We start from the raw sequence: 26,719 nt of genomic DNA on the forward strand, positions 1-26,719 counted from the left end.
GTAAATTTAATGGATTAATTCGATTGCACTTCTGGCATTGCGACCATTTTTTTACGATATTTTAAGAAATACATCAGTGCTAAAACAGCAAGCCAAATTGGGCCTAAAATAACGGCCAATCTCATATCTGGCGTCATTGCCATAATAATAAGAATAAAGCATACAAAGCTAATGGTTAAATAATTACTCCATGGACTCATAATGCTTTGAAATTTGGTTTGACGTTTTTGCAATTTCATTGCTTTGGTAAATTTCAAATGTGTGACTGAAATCATAAGCCAGTTAATGACAAGTGCAGCCACAACCAACATCATAAAGAGTTGAAAGGCTTGTCCAGGAATTAGGTAATTTACGACCACACATATTGCTGTGATTGATGCAGAAACAACCGCTGCCGGAACTGGAATACCACGGCTATTTACTTTTTTCAAAATTGCCGGAGCATTGCCCTGCTCTGCTAAGCCATGCAGCATACGGCTATTACAATAGATACAGCTGTTATAAACTGAAATAGCAGCAATCAAGACCACAAAGTTCAAGACATTCGCAACACCATTACTGTTTAATGACTGGAAAATCATAACAAATGGGCTACCACCTTCTGCCACCATATTCCAAGGGTAAAGGCACAGCAAGATCCCAATAGCACCGATATAAAAAATTAAAATACGATAAACAATCTGATTTACTGCTTTAGGAATAGTCGTTTCAGGTTTTTTCGTTTCAGCAGCAGCAATACCAATAAGTTCTAGACCACCAAATGCAAACATAATAACAGCTAAAGCCATGACAAAACCGTGAATCCCGTGCGGGAAGAAACCACCGTGTTGCCATAAATTTGCAATACCTGCTTGCGGACCAGCAGAACCTGTAAATAAGAGATAAGTACCAAAACCAATCATGCTTAAAATTGCAACAATCTTAATGCAGGAAAATAAGAATTCGGATTCCCCAAAAAATCGGACATTCACTAAGTTAATGCCGTTAATTAAAATAAAGAAAAATAAAGCAGTCAGCCATGTCGGAATTTCAGGCCACCAAAACTGAATGAAGGTTCCAATTGCACTGAGTTCAGCCATGCTTACCAGCACATACAACACCCAGTAATTCCAGCCAGACATAAAACCAGCCATTTTGCCCCAATACTTGTTCGCAAAATAACTAAAAGAACCACTTACTGGCTCCTCTACAACCATTTCACCTAAATGACGCATAATTAAGAAAGCGATAATTCCAGCAATCGCATATCCTAATAAAATTGAAGGACCTGCCAGTTTAATCGTTTGAGAAAGACCTAAGAATAACCCTGTTCCGATCGCACCTCCTAGCGCGATGAGTTGAATATGCCGATTGGATAAGCCTTGTTTTAACTCGTGCTTATTGTTTGCATCCATAACATTATCTCCAATGTTGGTGTCACTTCCTGTACACCTTTATTCAGCACCATATCCGAAGGCCAGAAACCGACCTTCGGAAATACGTTTGCTTTAATATGAGTCCATTTAATTTTAAGAAGACTTGTCCTATCTTCTATTTAAAACGAGCTTGCATCCTTACATTTAATAGGCTGGGAACGCTCCTTTAAAATTTCGTAGCCACGATCGCCGTAATCAAAACGCGCGATGACTGAAGCAAATTTTTTCAAACTTACTGGTGCATCCATTGCTGGTAGTTTTAATTCAATAAAAGTTAACTGATCATTTAAATGAACATTGTCTAAAACACTTCTAAGCTGTCCGGCAGTTTCAACCACATAAGTGGTATGGCCTTTTTTACCGTTAAATACCGCAGGAATTTCGGTGTATTTCCAGTTTTGCACGTCGTTATAAGCTGCGTTTTCACCCATAATTAAGCGCTCAATGGTGTAGCCGCCATTGTTCAGCAAGAAAATAATAGGTTTTAAACCGTGACGGATAATTGTAGAAAGCTCTTGTACCGTAAGCTGGAAAGAACCATCGCCAATAAACAAAATTTGACGGCGTTCAGGAGCTGCCAACAAGCTACCAAGTAAAGCTGGCAAGGTATAACCGATTGAACCCCAAAGCGGCTGAGCAATATATTTAGCTGTAGCAGGAAGTTTTAAACCAGACAAAGCTGAGTTTGAAGTTCCTACCTCACCAATAATCACATCATCTTCTTTTAAGAAACCTGAAATGTAGTTCCAAAGTACATCTTGGCTTAGCTTTTGTTGGGCTGGAGCTTCAATTACTTTCTGTGGCTGTTTTTCAAGAAGAGGCATTGATGATTTACGTGGTGCAACTTTTTTATTTAGCTCAACAAGTAACTGTCCAATTTCAATACCCGGAAAATCCTGACCGAAAATGTTCAGACCATAAGATTTAATTTCGATGTAATTCTTGGTCTCAATTTGATGAGTAAATACAGCTGAACCAACATCTGTAAAACGTGCACCAATACCAATTAGGCAGTCAGATTGCTCAATAATATTTTTTACATGCGGTTGGCTTGCCCCACCTACATACGTTCCGATATAACGAGGTGAGCCTTCATCCATAATATTTTTTGCAGTATTCATGCCCGCAAATGGAATTGAGCATTTTTGAGATAAATCATTTAAAAGTGAAGTTACACCAAAAACTGAAGCTTCATTATCAATAAGAAGAGCTGGACTTTTTGCATTATTCAAAATGTCACAAAGTTTGCTTACCACACTTTGCAATAAGTCTGGCTCAACAGATGGATAACTTAAATCAAGTGGGCGGTCAGTAACTTCAATTTTAACGTGAGTAATATCTCCCGCTAGCTGGATGTGCACAGGACGGCGTTCAAGGAAACACTGACGTAATACACGATCAATTTCAAAAGCTGCATTGGCAGGAGTTAAACGTGTTTGAGCAACTGTGAACTCTTTCATACAGTTCATAATATTGTCGTAATTACCATCGACAAGCGTATGGTGAATTAAAGTACCCTTTTGAACTGCATGTAAAGGCGGAATACCTGAGATATGAATAAGAGGTACATTTTCTGCATATGCACCCGCAATGCCATTAATCGCGCTTAAATCACCTACACCATAAGTGGTTGCTAAGGCAGAAAAACCGTTAATTCGTGCATAACCATCTGCTGCATAGGCAGCATTTAATTCATTACAATTTCCGATAAATTCGAGTTCTGGATCTGCTTCAACTTGTTCTAGATATGAAAGGTTAAAATCACCAGGTACACCAAAAAGATGTTGGATACCCATTTGTTTTAAACGAAGATTTAAAAAGTCACCGATTTCTATGAACATTGCTCTATATCCTTTGAGACCAATTTTTATTCCATAGAAAAATAATATTTCATCTACCTTTTAGATTTCGTGCATAATGAAAACGCATTTCAATAAAAATACATGATTTGTGTATCATAAAAGGATTTTATGCAATGGATAAGTTCGACTGGCAAATCATTCAGGCACTACAAAAGAATGGACGGCTCACCAATCAGGAAGTTGGAGATTTAATCGGTTTATCTGCTTCTCAATGTTCTAGAAGAAGACAGCTACTTGAGCAAAAAGGCATAATTTTGGGTTACACCGCCCGCATCCAGCAACAAGCGTTAGGGCTGGAAGTCACAGCGATGATTCACATTAATTTAAGAACACATGAGGCAAAATCTCAGCAAGCATTTCAGGAACTCATTGAAGCGGAAGATAACATTCAAGATGCATTTTCAATTAGTGGCGATGCGGATTTTATTTTAAAAGTCGTTGCTGAAAACTTAGAACAGCTCTCTCAATTTGTGACTGAAAGATTACTTTCTTATAATTTTATAGGTCATATAAAGTCTTACATTGTTCTAAAAAAAATTAAAGAACAGAATCATTTTTTAATCAAACCTAAAAGTCACGGTTACCATCACACGACTTAAGCAGGTTAGTATTTAATAAGATAATTTAAAATAAAAAGGCGGATCTATGATCCGCCTTAAAATCAATATTTAGACTTTACTGATATGAACTGTTTGCCCGATCGTATTTTCAAGTAAACCTTCTAAGCCAAACTCAGCACCTAAGCCTGACATTTTCCAGCCCCCAAAAGGCGCATGAGGCAGGACTTCTGCATGGGTATTAATCCAAACAGTACCGCATTGAAGCTGTGTAGCATAAGTTTGAGCAGCTTTTAGATCAGAAGACCAGATTGAACCACCTAGACCAAATTCACTGTCATTGGCACGGGCAATTGCATCGTTAATATCTGTATATTTTAAAACAGGTAACACAGGACCAAACTGTTCTTCTTGCACCACACGGCAAGAGTCAGAAACTTCAGTCAAAATAGTAGGAGCAATAAAGTAACCTTGCTCTGGTAACTGCTGCTGACCAGAAAGTGCTTTTGCACCCTGCTCTATGGCTTCAGCAATAAGGGTTTTCACCTTGTTATATTGCATGTGGTTTTGCACTGGACCAAACGTTGTAGAAGATTCCATACCATCACCCACAACTTGAGCATTAGCAATTTCAGCTAACTTTTGAGATAAAGCTTCATATTGGCTTTCATGCACGTATAGGCGCTTTAAGGCGGCACATGTTTGACCAGCGTTTAAGAATGCCATGTTAAAAATCTTAGCTGCAATTTCATCTATATTTGCATCAGGTAATACAATACCCGCGTCATTACCACCAAGCTCTAAAGTTAGGTGTTTTAACTGTTGAGCTGCACCAGCCATGATGTGCTGACCTGTTCGAGTTGACCCCGTAAACACAACTTTTTGTACATCTGAATGAGAAGAGAGTGCTTCACCAATCTCACCAGCACCGACCACAATTGAGATCACGCCTGCTGGAACTTCTTGTTGAATAATTTCACATAAACGCAAAGTTGAGAGTGGCGTGTATTCAGAAGGTTTGCTAATGACCACGTTACCTGCACGCAAGGCAGGCATGATATGCCAAACTGCAATCATCAGTGGCCAATTCCAAGGAGTAATTGAAGCCACTACACCCAATGGTTGGCGATGACGCTCAATACGCTTGGTTTCACTGTCTTCAATCACTTCAACAGGTAAATCCATAGCAGCGGCATAGCGAGTCCAACCAATTGCACCCTGCACTTCCATTTGCGCTAGTGCCAGTGGCTTACCTTGCTCAAGCACAACCAGCTCTGCGAGCATTTCAGCGTGCTTTTCAATACCATCTGCAATTTTGTTTAAGATTGATTTACGTTCATCGTGTGAAACTTGTTGCCAAGCTTTAGATGCTTGTTTAGCTGCACTTACTGCTTGATTTACTTGCTCAACCGATGCTTTTGCACAGCGTGCTGCAGTTAGACCTGTAGCAGGGTTAATAACTTCTAGTTCACCCTGTTCACCTGAACAAGATTGACCGTTAATAATCAGTTTAAATTCATTAAGCACATTAACTTGTTGCATTTCTTCTTCCTTGTCTTAATTGTAATTACAGCCACTTACTTTTTTCAGTTAAAACGGGATGATTTCAAGTAAGTACGATATTGATATATCAATGTGACCAAAAATATTGGGGACATACCAATACAATAAGAAATTTGCATAAGATAGATCATGCATAATTATTTTTGTTTTTGAAAAATATGCATGGTTTGTGCATATTTTTATTTACTCATACACATTTTGAATAAAAGAATCTGTAATAAAAAAGCCCAGCAAGAAGCCGGGCTTTTTTCGTTATCAACTCAATTAGTCGATTGGTGGTACATAATTACCAGAAGCAATCGCATCTTTAATGCGGTCAGCTTCAGCCAATACTTGACCTAAAAGGTTTTTAACATTTTCGAATGTCACAACTGGGCTTAATGTGGTCATTTTCAATGACTGCACATTACCCACTTTTGTTACACCGATATTTGCTTCACCACGTGCAAACAATTCGTCTGCTACGTTTTGGTTCAAGCTATCGATAAACTCAACTGGATAGCCTTGTGGCACAACACGAAACAATACTGAAGCAAACTGAGGTTCAACTAAAAGCTCTAAACCATCAGTTGCCTTGATGTAATCTGCAACTTCACGAGTAAGTTTTACACCATGGTCGATCATTGAACCGTAAAGGTCTTCACCAAGTGATTCAATTGTCATCCACAATTTCAATGCATCAAAACGACGAGTCGTTTGTAATGACTTAGAAACAAGGTTTGGTACACCATGCTCTTCATCATAAGCAGAGTTCAAGTATTCAGCTTCGTAGTGCATAAAGCGATAATTCGCTTCATCTTTCAACAAGAACGCACCACAGCTAATGCTTTGGAAATAATGCTTATGGAAGTCGAGGGTAATCGAGTCAGACAACTCAATACCATCAAGCATTGCACGATAGTCATTTGACAGAATCAATGCACCGCCCCATGCCGCATCGATATGCATCCATGAACCATATTTCGTTGTGATTTCACGAATTTTCTTCAATGGATCAATTGCACCAGCATCAGTTGTACCTGCTGTCGCAACAACACAAGCAACCACTTTGCCTTCTGATTGCAAATGCGCCATCGTTTTTTCGAGAGCATCTACATCCATTTGTGCATTTTCATTCACAGGAACAGTCACAACTGACTGGAAGCCCATGCCCATCATTGCCATGTTCTTTTGCACAGAGAAATGCGCATTTTCAGAACAAATAACTTTGACGTTTTTCATTGCTTCAGCTGGAATACCATCACGCTGTACAGACCACGGATTACCGTTTTCGTCTTTCCAGTTTTTCGAAATGCACCAGTCACGAGCAAGTAACACACCCATTAAGTTAGATTGAGTACCGCCAGAAGTGAAAACACCTGCCTGACCAGAACCATAACCAACTTTTTGACGCAACCAATCAATCAGCTGAACTTCCATTAATGAACCGGCTGGGCTTTGATCCCATGAGTCCATAGACTGGTTAGTTGCATTGATTAACACTTCCGCAATCTGGCTCATCACCATGGTTGGGCAGTGTAAATGTGCTAATGAATGTGGATGATGTACTTTTAAGCTTTTATTTAAGAAAAGCTCAATCATACGTTGAAGTGATTCTTGTACACCCATACCTTCTTTTGAAGGTTGGAAAGAAATTGCTGAACGCAATTCTTTAATGCTACCGCCTGTGTACATCTTTTCATTTTGCAACCATGCTGAAACGGCTTTTACCGCTTCGCCCATTGCTGACTCATAGTCAGCAATGGATTGTGCATCATTGCAGAGTAACGCTTTACGATGTTCTGCAAAATCCACCATACTTATGCGCCTCGTACTGCAACCAATGCTTCTGCAATTGCTTTCTTAAAGCGAGCAACTACTTCAACACACTCTTCTTGAGTGATGATAAGCGGGCAAAGTAAACGAATTACTGTACCGTTACGGCCGCCTTTTTCAAGCAATAGTTTATTGTTGAAACAAGCAGTTTGAATTGCAGCAGCTAATTGTGAATCAGCAGGATGCGAACCGATACGATCAGCTGGTTTACGCTCGTCAACAATCTCAACACCGATCATTAAACCGCGACCACGTACGTTACCGATACATGGGAATTCTTGAGCTAATTTTTTAAATTCAGCTTGTAAGTAATCACCACGTTCTTGCGCATTTTGAGCAAGATTTTGTTCAGTAATCGTTTTTAATACGACAAGGCCTGTACCCATAGCAAGTTGGTTACCACGGAAAGTACCCGTGTGACCAGCAGGCTGCCAAGCATCAAATTTACGTTTAATACCTAATACTGCAAGTGGTAAACCACCACCTACTGCTTTAGACATTACAACAACATCAGGTTCAATACCTGCATGTTCAAATGCAAACATTTTGCCTGAACGTGCAAAGCCAGCTTGAACTTCGTCTAAAATTAAAACGATGTTGTGCTTTTCAGTCACTTCGCGGATTTTTTGCAACCATTTTACTGGAGCTGTAACTACGCCGCCTTCACCTTGAATCGCTTCAAGAATAACAGCAGCCGGTTTTGTTACACCGCTTTCAACATCTTCGATAAAGTTTTCAAAGAAGTAAGTTAAAGCATCAACACCAGCTTCACCACCTAAACCAAGTGGGCAGCGGTATTCATGCGGATATGGCATGAATTGCACGCCTGGCATTAAACCGTTAACTGCATTTTTTGCACTTAAGTTACCAGTCATAGCAAGTGCACCATGGGTCATACCATGATAACCGCCAGAGAAACTGATTACTGAACTACGGCCAGTGTAAGTCTTAGCAAGTTTAATTGCTGCTTCAGTTGCGTCTGCACCAGCAGGACCACAGAACTGCAAGCAATATTCTTCTTTACCACCAGGTAAATATGCTAACAATGCTTCAGTGAATGCATCTTTTAAAGGTGTGGTTAAGTCTAAAGTATGCAATGGCAAACCACTTGCCAATGTATCTTGAATACTTTGAATCACCGCAGGATGATTATGACCTAAAGCCAATGTACCTGCCCCAGCTAAACAATCAAGGTACTCTGTACCTTCAACATCAGTAACCCAGCACCCTTGTGCTTTCGCTATCGCTAACGGTAATTTACGTGGATAGCTACGAACATTTGATTCCATTTGACTTTGGCGAGTCAAATAATATTCGTTAGTAGCATTAGTGGCAGGGTTAACGGAAGTAACGCTCATATCGGATTACCATCTCTGATAGGGGTAGAAAGAAATAAGTCTGGTGACGATTGGTCCTTTGACTCGGTGCTTTATAGAACTAGTAAAGACACTTATTTTATATCTTGTAACTAGGAGCGCGATGATACCTAATTTTACAAGAAAAAAAACGTCTTTTATGTACTTTACTCATCTAATCTTATTGAAAAAATGTATCATCCCAATAGTTAAGATGAATTATCATCATACTATGTGACAACCTAAAGAAAATATTCTTTTTTTATATTACTTTGATTTTTTAAGTTACATTGACACACTTTATTTTTAAGTTTTTATTTTTAAAAGATTTTATATTTACCAAAATTTAAAAAAACTGATCTAAATATTACAAATACGCCACAAAATCTGCAAAAGTTATGCATAACTTATGTTTAACATTTCTTAATGAAAAAAATTAAATTTATATTAATTTTTAAAGGAAAAATTTATGCGTACTTTAGCTGTCTCAACCCTTCTTTTAGGTTCTCTCCTTAGCCCTTTAGTTTTTGCTCAGGATGATAATGCTTTGAACTATAATATTGTGAATGTACAAGCTGAAGCTTCTCGTCAAGTTTCTAATGATGAAATGCACGCAACTTTATATATTGAAAAAAGTAACAAGCAACCAGCCGAACTTTCAAATCAGATTAATCAATTGATGAATCAGGCACTCGCTGTTTCTCGTAAATATCCGCAAGTCAAAGTGGAAACTGGTGCTCAAAGCACTTACCCAATTTACGATAACGACAGTAATAAGCTAAAAGAATGGCGTGGCCGTGCTGAAATCCGTCTAGAAAGTAAAGACTTTAAAGCGGCAAGCCAGTTAGTCAATGAATTGCAACAAAGCTTCCAAACTCAATCGATTAATTTTACAGTTTCAGATGAGCAACGTAAAAAAGTTGAAAATGACTTGATGGTTGAAGCATCTAAAAACTTTCAACAACGTGCTCAAATGTTGACTCAAGCATGGAATAAAAGCCAATACACGCTCGTTAACTTAAACTTAAATACCAACAATTATTTTCCTCAGCCTGTAATGAGAGCAAGTATGGCTAAGTTTGCTATGGCGGAAGCTGCACCAGCTCAAGACATGGCAGCTGGTGAGTCTAAAATTACTGTGAATGCAAACGGTTCAATTCAGTTTAAATAATTTGTTTCTCAAAAAAAGCCCTGAACTAATCAGGGCTTTTTTGATTATTTTTTAAACGGTAAAGCATATTTAAAGATTCGGCCGACAACCTGTCCAAACTGTTTAGCTAGACTCGCGTTGTTATAATTTAGACCATATTTTTTACATACAGCTTCAACTTTTGGAGCCATTTGGCGATAACGGCGCGCAGGCACATCAGGATATAAATGATGCTCGATTTGATGGCTTAAATGTCCGCTTAAGATATGTAATGCTTCTGAACCTTTTAAGTTTGAAGAACCACGAATCTGGCGCATATACCAGTGACCACGGCTTTCTTCCTGCAAAACAGACTTTGGAAATACTTCTGCATCTTTAGTAAAGTGACCACAGAAAATAATCGTAAACGTCCAGATATTACGAAGACCATTCGCAACCAGATTTCCTGTCAATACAGGTAAAGCTGCTGGCCCTGCAATTAATGGGAAAAAAACGTAATCTTTGAAAAGCTGGGTACCAATCTTTTTATTTACTGGTTTTAATTCTTCCAAGAATTTAGCCATGCTCTTACGCTTGTAAAGAACGCGACCAATTTCAAGGTTCTGAATCGCTACACCCCATTGGAACAATAAGCAAAATGGAATGCTATAAACGGGTTGAAGCAAGAAACCAGGCTTCCAACGTTGCTCTGGGAATAAGCGAAGTAAACCATAACCAATGTCATCATCGATACCTTTAATGTTGGTATATGTGTGATGTTTATAGTTATGCGTTTGGCGCCAGTTATCAGAAGTACCGACCGTATCCCATTCGTAGGTTTGACCATTAAATTTAGGATCGTTCATCCAGTCGTATTGGCCATGCATAACATTATGACCAAGTTCCATGTTTTCCATAATTTTAGAAAAGCCTAATAGGCCTGTTCCTAAAATCCATGCTGGTGGGAACCAACCTGCAAATAAACAAGCTCGGCCTAAAAAACTACTATAGCGAACTGCTGCATAGACACGGCGGATATATTTAGCGTCTTTTTCACCCAAATCATCCAATACTTCTTGTTTGATCTGATCAAGCTCTTTTGCAAATGCGTCAAGTTCTGCTGGAGTCAAATCTCGATTTTTAGGATTTTTAAAATATTCGACTTTCACTGGCATATTCATAAAAGTTCTCTCTTAAAGATCAATAACTAGATCAGATTGTGCTGAGTTCACACAAATTTTGAGTAATTGGCTTGGTTCGGTATTTTCACTACCGTTGAGTAAGTTACGTGTAGAACCTTGAGCTTTACTACAAACGCACTTATTACAAATTCCCATACGGCAGCCATGTGTTGGCTTAAGGCCTTCATGTTCAAGACTCACCAAAATTGATTCGCCTTTTGGAATTGCAATAACCTTATTAGACTGGGTTAATGTGACATTTACATAACCAACTTCAGCCGTACTATCACGCGTTAAGCTAAAAGCTTCTGTTAATACAGTTGGTGCTTTTTCAAAAAGCTGTTCCACTGTTGAAACGAAGCCAGAAGGTCCACATGCATATATGGTGCTATTTTCCAAATCGTCTACTAATGCTAAATGCTCTGCATTTAAACGTTCATCATTTGGTGTTTCTTGTGTATAGAAAACCTGATAACTAAAATTTGGAAATTGCTCTGCAACTTTTTCAAAGTATTCAACAAAAGCTGCATCTGAGCGTTGCTTTACCCAATATAAAAGCTGTACTTGAACTTTATCTAACTGCTGGCTTTGTTTAATTGCAGTGATTAAGCTCAACATTGGGGTAATACCACTACCCGCAGCTAGCATAATTAATTTCGGTGTATTGATGTTTTGTTGCATGTCACCATAAGGCTGACCAAGCTCAAAAACATCACCAATTTTGCTTTCAGTCATAAACCAGTTACTGACAATACCATCAGCCACTTTTTTAATCGTTAAGCGTAAATGTTGTTCATCAATTTGCGTCAAGCTATAAGTACGTTCATAACGACGACCAGCAATTTCAACAATGACAGGATGATGTTGACCAGCAACACCTACTTTCACTAAACGGTTACATTTTAATGTAAGACTCACCATGTCATGAGCGACAAATTCTTTTTTTACAATTTGAACAAGCCCATGTTTTACCGACCATAAAGGATTAACTTTTTGTAGCCAGAAGTTAGCCATTTCTTTATCAAAGATGGCTTGTGTCAATGAATTGAATAGAGAATTTCTCTTTTCGATTACTTGCATAATAGATGGACGCTCTGTCGCTCTTTTTTAATTATTATACACATGTATATATATTTGTATATACACCCGTACTTTTAATTACAATTTCACAAGTTCAGCTTCTAAGGCTATAATCCTGAGAGTTTACAAATATATTGAACAGCATGACCCAATCTTCACTTTCTCAGAACCTGAATGACACACCTCAACAACAAGATGTCATTGAAATTAAAACAGCTACGCGTTCTGTGGGAAGAAAAGCGACAATTACTAAAGAAGAACTTTTTCAGGCTGCTCTCAATCTGATTGGCCCACAAAAGAGTATTGCTTCATTAAGTTTACGTGAAGTAGCACGAGAAGCTGGCATTGCGCCAAATAGTTTCTATCGACACTTTAAAGATATTGATGAGTTAGCAATTTCTTTAATTGACCGTGCAGGTATCGTCTTACGTAAAATTATCCGGCAGGCTCGCCTACGCGCCTCTTTACAAGAAAGTATTATTCGCAGTTCTGTCGATATTTTTCTTCAACAGCTCGATGCAGATGAAGGTAATTTAAGTCTATTACTACGCGAAGGCTTTACAGGCTCTACTTCTTATAAAGCTGCTGTTGATCGTCAATTAAACTTCTTTCAGCAAGAACTGCAGGAAGATTTAATTCGTCTGGAGCGTTTAAATAACAATCATCTGTACCACCCTGAACTCGTTGCAAAAGCAATTACTCAACTTGTGTTTCACATGGGTGCCAAAGTGATTGATCTTCCAATTCATCAGCGTGCAGAAGTGGCTGAGCAAACCATGATTATGATTCGAATGATTTTAGAAGGTGCTCGTCATTTGGATGAAGCCAAGATTCGTTAAAATTATCTAATAGATGGCTTGTTGATTAACAGGCCATTTTTACATCTAACTCCTCTATTTTCCAATAAAAATATAATTCACCGATTGAAGCGAATAGCTTGCGAGAGTATAAATAATTATTCCATTTGCTCTTTCTCCTATATTCCCAACGATCTCAGGGATCAACATGCAAAATTTGAATAATCATCAAAGTCTGATTGCAAGCTACATTCTTATGGGCATCTTTTTGCTTTCGGTTATCCCATTACATCTATTAGCCAGTTTTTTTGCAGGCTTCCTTATTTATGAAATTATTATTAGCTTGAGTTCGGTTGTTGAACGTTACATTGATGGTCAAAGAGCCCGTATTTTCATTAGTATTTTATTAAGTATTATTACGATCTCACTCATTGCCTTTTTCTTTACAAGTTTAATTAGCTTTGTAGTTCATGATTTAAAAGGTGTAGGCATCCATAATATCAACAGTAAAGTCGATCAGACACTACTGCACTTACAAGCTGAAATTAGCAAATATCTTCCGGGTTATATTCCAGATAGCGTGACAGAATTAAAAGATGAAATTTTCGCGTTTATGAAAGATAACGTGACCATATTGAAAAATACCAGTTCAGATATCTTACATAATTTCGTGACGATGGTTATGGGTCTCATTATCGGTATTTTGGTGGCTATACATGGTTTTCATCGCCGCACTCCCCAACCTGTTTTTAAATCTCTTCTGATCCAACGTATTCAGAAACTATCAATTTCATTTAAAAATGTTGTTTTTGCACAAATAAAAATTTCAGCAATTAATACGCTACTCTTTATTTTATTTGCATTTGTTTTATTACCGCTTTGGGGAGTGCACCTTCCTTTTGCCAAAACGCTTACTATTTTGACCTTCATGTTTGGACTGATTCCAATTTTAGGTAATCTTATTTCCAATACATTGACGTTCATTGCTGCTCTTACTGTTTCACTTGGACTCGCAGGTGCAGCATTACTTTATCTCGTTCTGGTTCATAAACTTGAATATTTTATTAATGCTAAAATTATTGGGCATAAAATCAATGCAAATGCATGGGAGATTTTATTAGCAATGCTGGTATTTGAGTCAATTTTTGGCTTAGGTGGTCTAATCGCAGCTCCAATTTTCTATGCATATTTAAAATTAGAACTCAAAGATGCTGGCCTCATTTAATTCAAAATCGATGTATAAAAAAAGCGCCCTCTAGGCGCTTTTTTTATTTGAAGTTTATTATGGCTTAACCACAACTAATACTTGAATTGCTTCTGGTGTAACAGTTAAACCATCAAGCAAGCTCAAGCCTTCTTTTTGCAGCTTTTGTAAACGTTCAATTTCATCTTGACGAATACTTGGATTGAACTGTTTTAGATAGGTTAAACGGTCAATTTCATATTGCCATTTATTGCCATAGTGTTCTTTTGCTTGCTGCTGAAGTTGTGGCAAATCAACTTTCGCGATATCCAACGCTTGTTTATAACGTTGCTCAATAATATCACGGCGAGCTTTAACCACCTGACGACAGCTATTGCCATCTAAGTGATGTAAATATGGTTTCAAAATTGCTGGATCAATTTTTTCAGACAAATCTTGACCAGTTTCGCTTAATAGCACACGAATTAACTGCTTAGGCAAGCTCGATGGTAAGTTCAACGCCTTAGGCGCAACTACATCGACTTTAAACCACACTTCAATTAATACTGAACCTTGCTTTAACGCATTAGACTTGAGTACAGCAACATTGGTACTACCAAATGATTGTGTACGGATCATTTCCATTACACTTTCAATGAATGGGTGCTCTAAAGTTAAATATTGAGCATCTTCACGAAGCTGAGCCTGATCACGATAGAAAGTAGCGGTCATGCCTTCTTCGTCTAGTGCCAAACCTTGCACTTGCATTTGGTCTGTCGGACGAATAATTACAGTACCGTTACTTTGCTCATCAAAGTCGATATTGGTTGAAGACATGAAACGCTTCACAAACATTGGTAGCGTTGTGTTGTCATCATAATCTTCTAAAGCCTGAACAATCTCTTGCGCCACGATAGGACGACAAGAATTATATTCAAGTAAACGATCTCGGCCCGCTTGAAGTTCAGCTTCCAAAGCTTGACGTTGAACATTCACTTCTTCGAGCAAATCTTCAAAAGTTTGACCTTGGTCTGCAAGTAAACAATCTTTTAATTCAACAATAAAGTTTTCTTGCAGCGTTTGCGCTGTCGGAGAAATATTACTGAAAATATTAAGTGCTTCATTGTACCAACGGAACATACGCTCTTGAGCTGTTCCTACAAGATATGGCACATGAATCTGAATACGGTTTTCTTGACCAATACGGTCTAGACGTCCAATACGTTGCTCTAAAACATCTGGGTTCGCTGGCAGATCAAATAAAATTAGATCACTGGCAAATTGGAAATTACGGCCTTCCGAACCAATTTCAGAACACAGGAGAATCTGTGCACCATAGCTTTCTTCAGCAAAATAGGCAGCCGCTTGGTCACGTTCAAGTAAGCTCATGCCTTCATGGAACATTGCAGTACGAATGCCTGCATGCAAACGCAATACATTTTCTAGAGCTTCAACAACTGGTCCACTACGCGCAATTAAAAGCACTTTTTTATGCTTGAGATCTTTGCGCAGAATTTCCATTACCCATAGCACACGTGGGTCATTTTGCATCCATGAACCATCAAGTTGTGCTTCTTCTGGCCACATTTGCTCACGCAGTTTCCCATCTTTTGACCAATCTTCTGGTGCTGGTAATGGTGCTGGCTGACAATCACGTCCTGGGAAGCCTTGAATTGCTTCACGCGTATTACGGAATAAAATACGACCCGTACCGTGACGGTCTAATAATTCGTGAATCGCTCTAAAGCGTTGGTCTGGCTGGTCTTCAATACTGTGACCTAATAAGCCCTCTAAAGCAGATAAATGCTCTGGAGCTAAAGGCTGATCAGACATGAGTACTTCAGCAATTTTTGCAGTCTGCTGGTATTGAGTTTCTTCATCTAAGAAGCGCTCTAAACTGCTAAAACGCTGTGGATCAAGTAAACGTAAACGTGCGAAATGACTTTCTACACCAAGCTGTTCAGGTGTTGCGGTAAGCAATAACACCCCAGCGGTATTTTCAGCGAGCTCTTCAATTAAATCGTAGCGATCATTACCGCCTTCTTCTTCGCTCCACATCAAATGATGTGCTTCATCGACCACGAGCAAATCGAAGCCAGCTTCTATGGCTTGCTCACGTAAATCATCATGGTCAACCATTAAGTCAACGCTGGCAATAATGCATTGCTCAGTCAAGAACGGGTTAAGTTCTGGATCATGTTCTTTAATAGATGCGGTACGTGTTAAATCAAACAGAGAGAATTGCAAGTTAAAACGACGGCGCATTTCAATCATCCACTGATACTGTAAAGAATCAGGGACTAAAATAAGAATTCGTTCTGAGCGACCGGTTTTAAGCTGTTGGTGGATAATTAAACCAGCTTCAATTGTTTTACCCAAGCCCACTTCATCGGCAAGTAAAACACGAGGTGCAAAACGTTTACCAACTTCATGTGCGATATAAAGCTGATGTGGAATTAAACCAACACGCGCCCCAACCATCCCACGTAGAGGGCTATTCTGCATTTGTGCTTGCATAAGCATCGCTTCAATACGCAGGTCATACCACTCTTTATAGTCGACCTGACTTGCGAGCAAACGATCTAAAGGCTTCGACAACTGAATTTGCGCACCGATTCGTGTTTCATTCAGCGCTTTACGATCTTGTTCGCCATTTTCTAAGGTACGGACAACGTTGTAACGCAAAACACCATGTCGATCTTCAACAGACTCAACAATCCACTTCTTGCCTTCTTGATCTTGAACTTCATCATTGGTGTTAAAGATGATACGAGATAGTGGAGCATTGTTACGTGCATAGACACGTGTCTCATCACTTTTGGGGAATAAAATGCTGACAGATCTTTCATCTACATCAATAAGCACACCTAAACCGAGTTCAGTTTCTGTGTCTGATAGCCAACGTTGACCAATAGCATACTGCTGCAATTTTTCCACCTTTCTCTCAAGTTCGCACTACATATTGTACGATGCAAATTAGCTTATTTTTGCATCTTTTTATGTAGTCTTTAAAGCAAAATTTTGAAGCAAAAACCAATTAAATGACTTTGCTACAAAAAATCACGCATTAAAATTTTTACATTAAAACGGTACAGGACAGTCAAAAGTTAATGTTTCTGCTGTGACAGGATGATTAAAACTTAACTGTTTGGCATGCAAACATAAACGCGGAACAAGTTGCTGCTCCGGTGTTGCATACAGCGTGTCACCTACAATTGGATGCCCAAGATATTGCATGTGTACACGGAGTTGATGGGATCGGCCCGTAATTGGTGTTAATTTCACACGAGTTACAGGCTGTCCCTGAATCTGAAAATGTTCTATTGCCTGCCAATGTGTTAAAGCAGGTTTGTTGTGAGAAGCGTCGACAATATGTAAAGGTGGTCGGCTTGGATCATAGATGACAGGAATATCTACAGTCCCCTCACCCTCTAAATGACCTGCGACAAGCGCTTCATATATTTTTGAAGTCTGACGATCCTGAAATTGACGTGCAATTGCACTTTGACCGCGCTTTGATAAACCAAATACTAAAATACCTGAAGTATCTCGGTCTAGACGATGAATGAGCAAGGTTCTAGGTTCAATCGCAACCAACCTTGTCAAAACGCTATCATGTAAATCACCTTTACCAGGAACACTCAAGATGTCCGAAGGTTTATGAATCACCATAAAATCATCATCACGATAGATCAGATGTTCACTTAGAAAATCACTCAAAGTTGTATTCCCAAGGCAAGATGAAAAACAAGCGGGCAATAATAAAAAGCTTACGTCCGAATTACAATGCCGTTCGGGTAAATTAACAGCATAATTTGCAAATATTATGGATCACTTGAAGTCTATAGTTAGTCAAGGCTTCAATAACTGCATAATATGCTGCAATGTCGGTGCTTGCATTACCTCTTCAGCGCTCAAGCTCGCACCATTCGCACGCCACACTTCGACCAGATAATTCACAGCAGACTGATCTAAACCGTAGTTTCGTAAATCAATTTCAGGATGAATCTCCATGGGGTGTCGCCCCACCTGTTCAGCAATTGCCAATAAGATTCCTTTATCCGACAAAATATATTCAGACGGCGCACTTAACGACCATAGGCGCATTAAGGTCTGTGTATTTAAGTGTTTTATATGGTCAAAACTGATCTTTTCAACCCATTGAATGTGCTGCTCTAAATTAGCTGCCAAGATCGCATCATTTACAATAGCTACATAATCGGTAATAGATAAAACAAGCTGCATGACTTGTTTAAACAGAGGTGACAAATCACCTGCCATCACAACTTGGGCTTTAGCATTTGATGACATTCGCTGCCCCAACTGCAACATGGTTTGTTGAAGCTGAGATGCATCAATAAAAATAACTGGAATTTCGAGTGCCTGTGCTCTTTTACTTAGTAATTCTAAATGATCGGCTAATGGCTGGTTCGCCCAGTCAGGTGATTTTTCAAGTTCATTTAGCCCAACCACGAGCAAAATACTTTGCGTAGACTCAATTGACCAATTTGAAGTATTTGCTGCTAATTGGATTTTTCGAGGTAAAGGATAAAACATTGTTCTCAACAAGTAAAAAATAGCTCAAATTAAAAAGCCCGTTTTAAACGGGCTTTTTTGCTTACTTCATTTCAGCGAAAGTTTCTTTGGCAGCCTGAATCGTATATTCGATATCTTCATCAGAGTGAGCAGATGAAATAAAGCCTGCTTCAAATGCTGAAGGCGCTAAGTTTACCCCACGCTTTAACATGCCATGGAAGAATTTTTTGAAAGCTTCAATATCACACGCCAACATTGAGTCAAAACTTGTAATATCTTCTTGGTCGGTAAAGTAAAGACCGAACATTGCACCAGCTTGCTGAGTTTTAAATGGAATACCTGCTTCATTAGCTGCGGCTTGTAAACCTGCAAGTAATTTTTCAAGTTGAGCAGATAAATTGCTGTAAAAGTCTGGTTGACGCAAATGTTTAAACATTTCGATACCCGCACGCATAGCAAGTGGGTTTCCAGACAATGTACCTGCTTGGTATACGCCACCTAAAGGCGCGATACATTCCATGATTTCACGCTTACCACCAAATGCACCAACAGGTAAGCCCGCACCAATAATTTTACCTAAAGTTGTTAAATCAGGTTTAACGTTATAAACCGATTGAGCACCACCTAAAGCAACGCGGAAACCTGTCATCACTTCATCAATAATGAATACAGATTTATATTCATCACACACATCACGAATGGCTTGTAAGAAACCGTTGATTGGTTTCACCATATTCATGTTACCCGCGACAGGCTCAATAATAACGCCAGCAATTTCATGACCAAATTTAGCAAAACATTCTTTTAATGCAGCAATATCGTTGTAAGGTAACGTTAAAGTGTGTTTAGCAAAATCAACAGGAACACCCTTTGAAGTCGGCTCACCCTCACCTAAAGTAAGTAAGCCCGAACCTGCTTTTACTAAAAGTGAGTCAGAGTGACCGTGGTAGCAACCTTCAAACTTCACAATTTTGTCACGGCCAGTGTAACCACGCGCTAAACGAATAGCCGTCATGGTCGCTTCTGTACCAGAGTTAGTCATACGCACCAATTCAATTGATGGCATGATTTCACAGATAATATCTGCCAACGTTGTTTCATGTACAGTTGGTGCACCAAAACTTAAACCATCTTCTGCGGCTGTTTGTACTGCTTTAATAATTTCTGGATGAGCATGACCTAAAATCATCGGTCCCCAAGAACCAACATAGTCAACATAACGCTTACCATCTACGTCCCATAAATAAGCACCTTTTGCTTTCTCGATGAAAACAGGTGTTCCTCCAACGCCATTAAAGGCACGTACCGGAGAGTTCACACCACCTGGAATGTGTTTGCTGGCTTGTTTAAATAACTGTTCTTGCTTTGGAGATAAACTCATGGAAATGCTCGTCTTAAATATCTAAAAAATAATTTTGAAAGCTTAAGAAAATAATTGTGCCCAGGCCTGTACACGGGCAGGAATTTCAGCAGTTGATCGGCCTAATATATCACTAATGACTGCACAGAGGTCAGCCCCAGCCTCAATCACAGGTTTTGAGTTTTCAACAGTTAAACCACCAATCGCACAAATGGGTAAATCATATTGAGCTGCTGCTTGCTTAATCACTTCGATACCCACATTACCTGCTTCAGGTTTTGTAGAGGTCGCGTAGACTGCACCAAATGCAATATAAGTCGCGCCATCTGCAATTGCTTTTTGTGCAAGCTCTAAAGAATTTAGGCAAGTACGACCAATAATGACACCTTCTGGTAATTGCGATTTTGCATCAGTAATTTCGCCATCACTTTGCCCTAAATGCACACCTAATCCAAACTGAGTGGCCAGTTTTAGGTCATCATTAATCACAAAAGGAACTTGATATTTTTCACACAATAGTTTGATGTGTTCAACTTCAGCAGGTTGATCTGCTTTGTCTACTTTTTTACGACGATACTGTAAAATTGCGACCTGACGAGTTGCGAGCGCGGCATCTAATTTTTCTAATAATAGTTGGATTGGGTCATCGTTGGTAATGAGATATAAACCGCGCATACTCTACTCTCGCTTTAAAAAACTTCGCTAGTATAACGGATTTATAGGACATCATAAGTACCGATTGATATAGGCTTACCAGTACCAATCGGTATATTTAGAATAGAAAGTAAAATTAACTTGGTATTTTGTCATGCTTGCGATCAGTCAAACTCAAACGACCACGTGCAACATCAGACAACATTCGCCAATCAGAAATAAAGCTGTAGAAAGGTTGTTTAAAACTGGCTGGCTTATTTTTTTCAAACACAAAATGTCCAACCCATGCATTTGCGTAACCCGCTACCAAACCATAAAGCACATATTTGGCCTGTTTCTTACGAATTGCTTTTGAAAAAAAGTATATGCCAATACTGCTGCCCACCACATGTAAACGTCTGCTCATGATGTTACGGTGTTCAGTTAAATAAAAACGATAAAATTCCTGATAGTTTTTAATCGGCAATTCAAACTCTGGCTGAGCTTCATGGCTAAAGTTTACTGGTGCATTCACGATCATCTTCCTGATTTTTATTTGATCAAAACGTCACCTGATTGTACACCTAAATAAAAGCCTACCGACATATGTTTGATTGTAACTTTCTCTATCAAAACCATTATTTTTAGCGCTAAGCGATTATACTTATTCAAGATAGTTTAAATACCTGATTCAGGGAGATATATTATGGTCGAAGTCGAACTAAAGTTTCAGTTACCTGAGTCGAAGAAAAAAACTGTCCAGCAATACCTAAAAAAACACAAAGCAAAGAATATTCACTTACAGGCCAAGTATTACGATACCCCTGATCGATTACTCGCAAAAAATGGCATGGCCCTTCGTTTACGTAAAGAAGATGATCAATGGGTACAAACATTTAAAGCCGCAGGTCAAAGCCACCTACACCGTGTTGAAGAAGAAATTCATTTAGGTGTGTGTGACCAAGAACCTGACTTAAACCTTGAGTTATATCAAGATAATAAAGTCGTAACTGATTTAATTAACGCGGTTTTAGGAACGCAAGCTGAAAAACTAAGTTTGCAGTTTGAGACGGATGTACAGCGCACTTATCATGTGTTTGAAGCAGATAATACGGCTATTGAAGTTTGCTTAGATGATGGGGCCGTAAAAACAGCAGATACACAAAGTATAATTTGTGAAGTCGAATTTGAACTTAAGCAAGGCGCAGTAAAAACACTAATTCAATTTGCACAGCAATGGATTAATCGTTACGCCCTTTGGCTTGATGTAAGAAGTAAAGCTGAGCGTGGCAACCTATTAGCACTAGGGCAAGCTGCCTCACCTGCTGTTCATGCCAAAGCTCTGAAACTAAATAAAGATATTACTGCTGAACAAGCTTTAAAAAAGATTGTCGAAAACTGTTTGGAACAGTTCTTGCCAAATATGGCTGTCATTGCCGATGGCGTTGCTGAAGCTGAGCATATTCATCAGGCACGTGTAAGCTTACGTCGTTTACGTAGTGCGCTTAAGCATTTCGCTGGTTGGTCAGGCGAGCTAAATCCACTTTGGGAAGAACAAATTGCTGAGCTTTTCCGTAAGCTCGGAGACACTCGTGATGAAGATGCTATTCGTACCGAGGTGTTACCTGTCATTCAACAACATGGTTCGCCTGAGCTTTTACTACCTGTTTCAGTCCAACCCTCAAAAGAACTCTCAACAATCTTTACCTCTGCGGACACGATTAAGCTATTACTTGATTTATTAGCATTTGCTTATTCAGAAGAAGATTCAGAGAGCAAAACTGGTGGGTTAAAAAAACATATTAAAAAGAGTTTAGATAAGTTACATCATAAAGTGATTAGCCATGCTGACCATTTCTCTGAGCTTGAAGTTGTTGAACAGCACAAAATAAGAAAGCAAGCTAAGCAGTTACGTTACTGTGTTGAATTTATTTCAAGTCTTTATTCAAACAAAAAAGTACAGCAATATTTAAAACAGCTACAACCTGTACAAAATACCTTAGGTCACTATAACGACTTATTTATTGCGGAAGGGATTTTCAATAAAGCTGTCGAAAATGACTCATCTTTCTGGTTTGCTCTAGGTTGGGTAAAAGCCAAACAGCCGCAGCTACAAAAGCGTTCAGCAAAAGCTTTACAAACGTTTAGTCAGACTGAAACTTTCTGGTAATTTATAAAAAGTCGCTGTAAACATGCAGCGACTTTTTATCTGTATTTACCAAATACTTTCCATACACCGTTATCTGCTAATGGATCGTTATAGCTATCACTGCGCTGCTTTCTTGGTTTATCACGGGCATCGACCAATTTAAAATGTGGTTCAACTCCTAACACAATACCATTAGTATAAAAACGTGAACGGGTATATTCACTTTGCCCGTGCTGAAATACATAGGTTCTTAAATCAATGAATTCACGGTGAGCAACTAGAGCCGCGGTATCGTCGCTCTGCAACCATTCTTGCATCGTAAAAATCTGATCAGTTTCGAACTGCCCGCATTTTTCAATAAGACTTGCAACACCACGGAAAGTTTTCGATTCTTTTGCGCGTGTTTTATTAATCCGAATTCGATCTACATGAAAAAAGAAGAGCGGTAAATTTAAATGACTTGGCAAATGAATGGCATCTGGTAATTCATCTTCCATAAATGGCTGAAAAAGTTCTTGTGCCCTTTCAATTAGACCTTGCCATTGGCGATAATAATTTTCGACTTCTTCTTGCAAGCCATAATAAATCGGCAGTCCTTCAACATGCTCTAAATATTGAGGTGGAAAAACATGCTGGCGTAATAAAGCAATATCTGTTTTTAAACTTTGAATAGCAATCGCATCTTGCATATTAAACTCTCCAACCAACACTTAGGCTATTTACAGACTAAGTCAAAGGTTTTGTTTCCGCAAGCGTTTGCCTATAATAAGCAGCTCTATTTTTGCGGGAATAAGTCATGTCTCAAAAGATTAATGCAACAGATATTACTGAAGAAGAAGCGTTAAATGCGGTTTTCTTTGAGCGTGCGGATGAATTCATTAAACAAGCCAATGATTTTTGTCGCCCGCCAAAAGGTGAAAAGCCAGATCCAGCCGAACTGCGTGGTCAAGTAAGTGCAGCTATGTTGTTTGCTAGTGCTCGTTTTAACACGTGGGTAGCAGCAAATAATTTTAAAGATGGCGAAGAAATGCGCGCTGCTAAAGATCAAGTGATGGCTTACCTTGTGCAACAATTTCAAATGATGCTTGAAGATAACTTTGATGAGTACTGTGAACAGTTTGAAAATTATTTACGTTTCCGTAAAAATGAAGATTTTCATGCGCATAAACATGATCATTAAGATGATTTAAACATCCCAATAAAAAGCCACAATTGAGTGGCTTTTTATTTGCGATAAGACTTTATTTTTTTGCTGCCTGACCATATTGATCAGCCATCACTTCGACTAAATGTTCAGGTTTAATATACTTTTTAATTACTGCATTTACGTCTGCAACAGTCAGTTTAGTCAAGTTCTGATCATGTCGAATTCGGTCTTGCAATGTTTTGTCTGTTTCAAGCTGTAGATTTAACATTCCATGAATATTACGTTCATCTTCTAATGCCGTAACTCGTTTCTTCATGATATCTGCTTTAGCGGCTGCAAGCTCTTGCTCAGTCACGCCATTTTTCAACAAGTCATTCAACACTTTATGTATTGATGCAGACACTTGCGCTGAGCGCCCCGAAGTATAATTTGCACTAATGCTTAAGGCGCCAACATTCGTATCACGGTCAAGTTGCAGCCCACTTCCAAAACCATAGACTAGCGCATTTTTCTCACGAAGCTCTTGAGCCAAACGTGATGAAATTTGAGATTCGCCTAAAATATAGTTAAGTAAAATTAATGCAGATGCATCTGGATGGTTTTTCCCAACTGGAATTGAAAGCACACTCTGATAGCTACCAAATTCGCGCTGCTCAGACAAAACATGAACTTGCTGAGCTGGAAAATCAACATGATTAATCAAGATTTTTTGATAAGGCTGTTTACCATTCCAACGACCAAATTCCTGATTAAGTAATTTCTGCATTTTTTTCGCATCAAATTTACCCGTAATGGCAATTTGAGCATGGTTCATTGCAAAGAAACGCTCGTACAACTCTTTTACTTGCTCTTGAGTTGCATTTTTCAATTGCTGTTTTGCCAGTTCAGGTTCAAAGTGATAACGCAAATCACCCGGTTGATATTCTTCAAGCAAACGTGAAAGTGTTAAGCCAGCTACTACATCTGGTTCGGTATAAGGGCGATCAAGGCTCGATAAACTTTGTGATTTAATTAAATCAAATTGAGATTGCTCAAATTTTGGATTTTTCATCACATCCAGAACAAACTCGAAAAACTCATCAAATTTTTCTGATTTAGACTGAATATTAATGGTCATGCCATTGCCGTCAGCACTTGCATAAGCCGCGCCACCCGCATCAATCGATTTATCGGCAATATCTTGCAAACTGTATTTATCAGAACCACGAAGCAGTAAGTATGAGGTTAAATCAACTACCGTCCCTTTATTAAATAAAGATTTTTCTGTTCCGAAGTCCATTGTAATCGTCGCATAAGTACGATCATCACGTGTTTCAACTGGGAATAAAGCGTACTTCATTCCATTTTTTAGTTTTCCACGGATAATCTTTTTCTCATTGCTTTCAACATATTGCTTAGAAGTTTTTAAAAACTCCGCGACTTCTTGTTGATACACCTTTGGATCTTTTAAAGGCTCTGCCTTTGCTTCTACCTGATCTAGAGTTTTAGGTGCCTCTTTTGCATTTTGTTGTTGAGCTTTTTTCTGATCTTCAGGTGTTGGCAAAATATCACCGTCAATACGATGCTCAGCCACAAGGAACTGTTTTAAAGTTTGATTCACTTGGTCTAACTTAACGTTTTCTACTGAATCTAAATCTTTAAAATATTGATCCCATTGCCCACCAGCGACCGTGTAATCACTTAAACGTGACCCAAGTGCTACTGCATCTTTAGTAATTAAATCGCCTTGGGTTTTCATTAAACTCTTAACACGATTTAATTCAACTTCAGTAAAAGGCTTTCCTTTCTCAATACCAGCGAGCAGAGAGCTTTCAACTTTTTTAGGGTCATTACTTGGTGCATAAATGGCACCCAGAAACACCACATTAAAATCTTGGTCTAACCACGTACTTGCATCAACATTTGTGGTAATGCCCGTTTCAACCATGTTCTGGTATAGGTGACCACTTGGCTGCATGGTATATAACAAAGGCGCTAAAGCGAGTGTCGGCTGAATTTTGGTATTTTTACCATTCATATAAATATGGAATTTAGCGAGATCGCTCCCCTTTTTCACCACAAACTGACGATTTTTTATTTTTGTAGAGTCGAGCACAGGAATCTGTACAGGCTTAGGAACATCACGCGCCGCGATTGGGCTAAAGTATTGATCAATAGTTTTTAAGACATCTGTCTTATCGAACTTACCTGAAATCACCATGACTGCATTATTAGGCGCATACCAGCTACGATAGAACTGATTCAATTCAGGCATTTTAATAGATTTAAGTTCAGGTAAATCACCAATCGGTAAACGACCTAAATATTGGTTACCATAAGCTGACTTCCACATTTGATCCATCAGGACAGCAAAAGGCTGATCCATACGGACTTCACGTTCGCGTTTTACGATTTCGATTTCAGAAGGAACAAATTTTTCTTGTAGAACTAATTTATCCATACGTTCCGATTCAAGATATAACACTTCATTGAGCGCAGTCTTTTCCGGACGAACAATATTGGTATATTTGGTCGAGTAATAATCGGTACTGGCGTTCGTCATCAATGTATATTGATCTAGACGACGCTGGAATTCTTCCCCTTTAACATTTTTTGTCCCTTTAAAAGCCAAGTGTTCAAGCAGATGAGCTAAACCGCTTTTACCTTGCGGGTCATTTAATGAACCAGTTAAATAAATGGTATTAATAAAGATTTTATTTTCTTTGTCGTTCGGCGCAAGTACAACCCGAAAACCATTATCTAATTTATATTCCTCAATATTTTGCTTGCTTTTTACTAGTGTGGTTTGTGCAAAAGACGCAGCGCTCAAACCAAGAATACATAGGGAGAGAGTCAGTTGTTTAAACTGCATAAACATATAAATACCAATTAATTTGAATAATAAAAAATCAATAGTTGTGGGACTATAGTAGGAAATTTAAGCTGACATTAATAGTAAAGTTTTGAAAAAAAAGCCG

Annotated in this window: 21 protein-coding genes; 6 read left to right on the top strand and 15 right to left on the bottom strand. The window is 38.7% G+C overall.

The window, feature by feature from the left end; translation table 11 throughout:
• Nucleotides 1–14: 14 nt before the first annotated feature.
• Complete coding sequence (locus ACS125_RS17515) at nt 15–1,394, bottom strand: amino acid permease (RefSeq protein ID WP_004790861.1); 1,380 nt, start codon at nt 1,392–1,394, stop codon at nt 15–17.
• A 140-nt stretch (nt 1,395–1,534) separates the two neighbouring features.
• Nucleotides 1,535–3,256: an alpha-keto acid decarboxylase family protein gene (locus tag ACS125_RS17520; protein WP_107882820.1), complete on the bottom strand. Its 1,722-nt coding sequence runs from the start codon at nt 3,254–3,256 to the stop codon at nt 1,535–1,537.
• 134 nt (nt 3,257–3,390) lie between these two features.
• Here ACS125_RS17520 and ACS125_RS17525 point away from each other — a divergent pair, with 134 nt between their 5' ends.
• Nucleotides 3,391–3,876, top strand: coding sequence for an Lrp/AsnC family transcriptional regulator (locus ACS125_RS17525; RefSeq protein WP_017387914.1), 486 nt, complete (start codon nt 3,391–3,393; stop codon nt 3,874–3,876).
• A gap of 69 nt (nt 3,877–3,945) precedes the next feature.
• Here ACS125_RS17525 and ACS125_RS17530 read toward each other — a convergent pair whose 3' ends face one another.
• The 3 genes from ACS125_RS17530 to ACS125_RS17540 all read right to left on the bottom strand — a co-directional run bounded on the left by ACS125_RS17530 (nt 3,946) and on the right by ACS125_RS17540 (nt 8,570).
• On the bottom strand, nt 3,946–5,376 hold the full coding sequence (locus ACS125_RS17530) for an aldehyde dehydrogenase family protein (RefSeq protein ID WP_443273601.1): 1,431 nt from the start codon (nt 5,374–5,376) through the stop codon (nt 3,946–3,948).
• Nucleotides 5,377–5,661: 285 nt separating this feature from the next.
• Nucleotides 5,662–7,194, bottom strand: coding sequence for a pyridoxal phosphate-dependent decarboxylase family protein (locus ACS125_RS17535; protein ID WP_013197139.1), 1,533 nt, complete (start codon nt 7,192–7,194; stop codon nt 5,662–5,664).
• A 2-nt stretch (nt 7,195–7,196) separates the two neighbouring features.
• Nucleotides 7,197–8,570 carry a diaminobutyrate--2-oxoglutarate transaminase gene (locus tag ACS125_RS17540; protein WP_004790853.1) on the bottom strand — a complete coding sequence of 458 codons (1,374 nt, stop codon included), beginning with the start codon at nt 8,568–8,570 and terminating at the stop codon, nt 7,197–7,199.
• Nucleotides 8,571–9,036: 466 nt separating this feature from the next.
• Here ACS125_RS17540 and ACS125_RS17545 point away from each other — a divergent pair, with 466 nt between their 5' ends.
• Entirely contained in the window at nt 9,037–9,738 is a 702-nt protein-coding gene (locus tag ACS125_RS17545; protein ID WP_151766895.1) for an SIMPL domain-containing protein, read from the top strand.
• Nucleotides 9,739–9,782: 44 nt separating this feature from the next.
• Here the strand turns inward: ACS125_RS17545 and ACS125_RS17550 are convergent, their stop codons facing one another.
• Together ACS125_RS17550 and ACS125_RS17555 are read right to left on the bottom strand one after the other, a co-directional pair.
• Nucleotides 9,783–10,877 (bottom strand): fatty acid desaturase family protein, encoded by a 1,095-nt coding sequence (locus tag ACS125_RS17550; RefSeq protein WP_004790847.1) that lies wholly within the window; start codon nt 10,875–10,877, stop codon nt 9,783–9,785.
• A gap of 12 nt (nt 10,878–10,889) precedes the next feature.
• A complete protein-coding gene (locus tag ACS125_RS17555; protein WP_443273605.1) occupies nt 10,890–11,957 on the bottom strand; it encodes a ferredoxin reductase in 1,068 nt (355 codons plus the stop codon).
• A 143-nt stretch (nt 11,958–12,100) separates the two neighbouring features.
• Between ACS125_RS17555 and fabR the strand changes: the two genes are divergently transcribed.
• Nucleotides 12,101–12,796 carry an HTH-type transcriptional repressor FabR gene (gene fabR / locus ACS125_RS17560; protein WP_312821042.1) on the top strand — a complete coding sequence of 232 codons (696 nt, stop codon included), beginning with the start codon at nt 12,101–12,103 and terminating at the stop codon, nt 12,794–12,796.
• Between the two features lie 166 nt (nt 12,797–12,962).
• Nucleotides 12,963–13,979, top strand: coding sequence for an AI-2E family transporter (locus ACS125_RS17565; protein ID WP_443273608.1), 1,017 nt, complete (start codon nt 12,963–12,965; stop codon nt 13,977–13,979).
• 57 nt (nt 13,980–14,036) lie between these two features.
• Here ACS125_RS17565 and rapA read toward each other — a convergent pair whose 3' ends face one another.
• The 6 genes from rapA to ACS125_RS17595 all read right to left on the bottom strand — a co-directional run bounded on the left by rapA (nt 14,037) and on the right by ACS125_RS17595 (nt 21,007).
• Complete coding sequence (rapA, locus tag ACS125_RS17570; protein ID WP_013197132.1) at nt 14,037–16,874, bottom strand: RNA polymerase-associated protein RapA; 2,838 nt, start codon at nt 16,872–16,874, stop codon at nt 14,037–14,039.
• Between the two features lie 144 nt (nt 16,875–17,018).
• Entirely contained in the window at nt 17,019–17,657 is a 639-nt protein-coding gene (locus ACS125_RS17575; protein WP_262456704.1) for an RluA family pseudouridine synthase, read from the bottom strand.
• Between the two features lie 132 nt (nt 17,658–17,789).
• Nucleotides 17,790–18,494 (bottom strand): acyl carrier protein, encoded by a 705-nt coding sequence (locus ACS125_RS17580; RefSeq protein WP_443273611.1) that lies wholly within the window; start codon nt 18,492–18,494, stop codon nt 17,790–17,792.
• Between the two features lie 61 nt (nt 18,495–18,555).
• The gene (gene hemL, locus ACS125_RS17585) at nt 18,556–19,854 is read right to left on the bottom strand and encodes a glutamate-1-semialdehyde 2,1-aminomutase (RefSeq protein ID WP_443273614.1); all 1,299 of its coding nucleotides are present in this window, start codon (nt 19,852–19,854) and stop codon (nt 18,556–18,558) included.
• Nucleotides 19,855–19,896: 42 nt separating this feature from the next.
• Nucleotides 19,897–20,508 carry a thiamine phosphate synthase gene (gene thiE, locus ACS125_RS17590; protein ID WP_443273617.1) on the bottom strand — a complete coding sequence of 204 codons (612 nt, stop codon included), beginning with the start codon at nt 20,506–20,508 and terminating at the stop codon, nt 19,897–19,899.
• A gap of 115 nt (nt 20,509–20,623) precedes the next feature.
• Nucleotides 20,624–21,007 carry a DUF962 domain-containing protein gene (locus ACS125_RS17595; RefSeq protein ID WP_111854442.1) on the bottom strand — a complete coding sequence of 128 codons (384 nt, stop codon included), beginning with the start codon at nt 21,005–21,007 and terminating at the stop codon, nt 20,624–20,626.
• A 165-nt stretch (nt 21,008–21,172) separates the two neighbouring features.
• Between ACS125_RS17595 and ACS125_RS17600 the strand changes: the two genes are divergently transcribed.
• Nucleotides 21,173–22,636, top strand: a complete 1,464-nt coding sequence (locus ACS125_RS17600) for a CYTH and CHAD domain-containing protein (RefSeq protein ID WP_443273621.1) — start codon at nt 21,173–21,175, stop codon at nt 22,634–22,636.
• A gap of 35 nt (nt 22,637–22,671) precedes the next feature.
• On the opposite strand, the gene ACS125_RS17605 is transcribed toward ACS125_RS17600, so the two are convergent.
• Nucleotides 22,672–23,304, bottom strand: coding sequence for a hypothetical protein (locus ACS125_RS17605; RefSeq protein WP_004790825.1), 633 nt, complete (start codon nt 23,302–23,304; stop codon nt 22,672–22,674).
• Between the two features lie 107 nt (nt 23,305–23,411).
• On the opposite strand from ACS125_RS17605, the gene ACS125_RS17610 reads away from it, so the two are divergent.
• Nucleotides 23,412–23,795 (top strand): DUF3144 domain-containing protein, encoded by a 384-nt coding sequence (locus tag ACS125_RS17610; RefSeq protein ID WP_443273623.1) that lies wholly within the window; start codon nt 23,412–23,414, stop codon nt 23,793–23,795.
• Between the two features lie 61 nt (nt 23,796–23,856).
• Here the strand turns inward: ACS125_RS17610 and ACS125_RS17615 are convergent, their stop codons facing one another.
• Nucleotides 23,857–26,619, bottom strand: coding sequence for a M16 family metallopeptidase (locus ACS125_RS17615; protein WP_174728463.1), 2,763 nt, complete (start codon nt 26,617–26,619; stop codon nt 23,857–23,859).
• Nucleotides 26,620–26,719: the final 100 nt, after the last annotated feature.

This window comes from Acinetobacter sp. PFS20 (assembly GCF_052261015.1).
In the GTDB taxonomy this organism is placed as follows: domain Bacteria; phylum Pseudomonadota; class Gammaproteobacteria; order Pseudomonadales; family Moraxellaceae; genus Acinetobacter.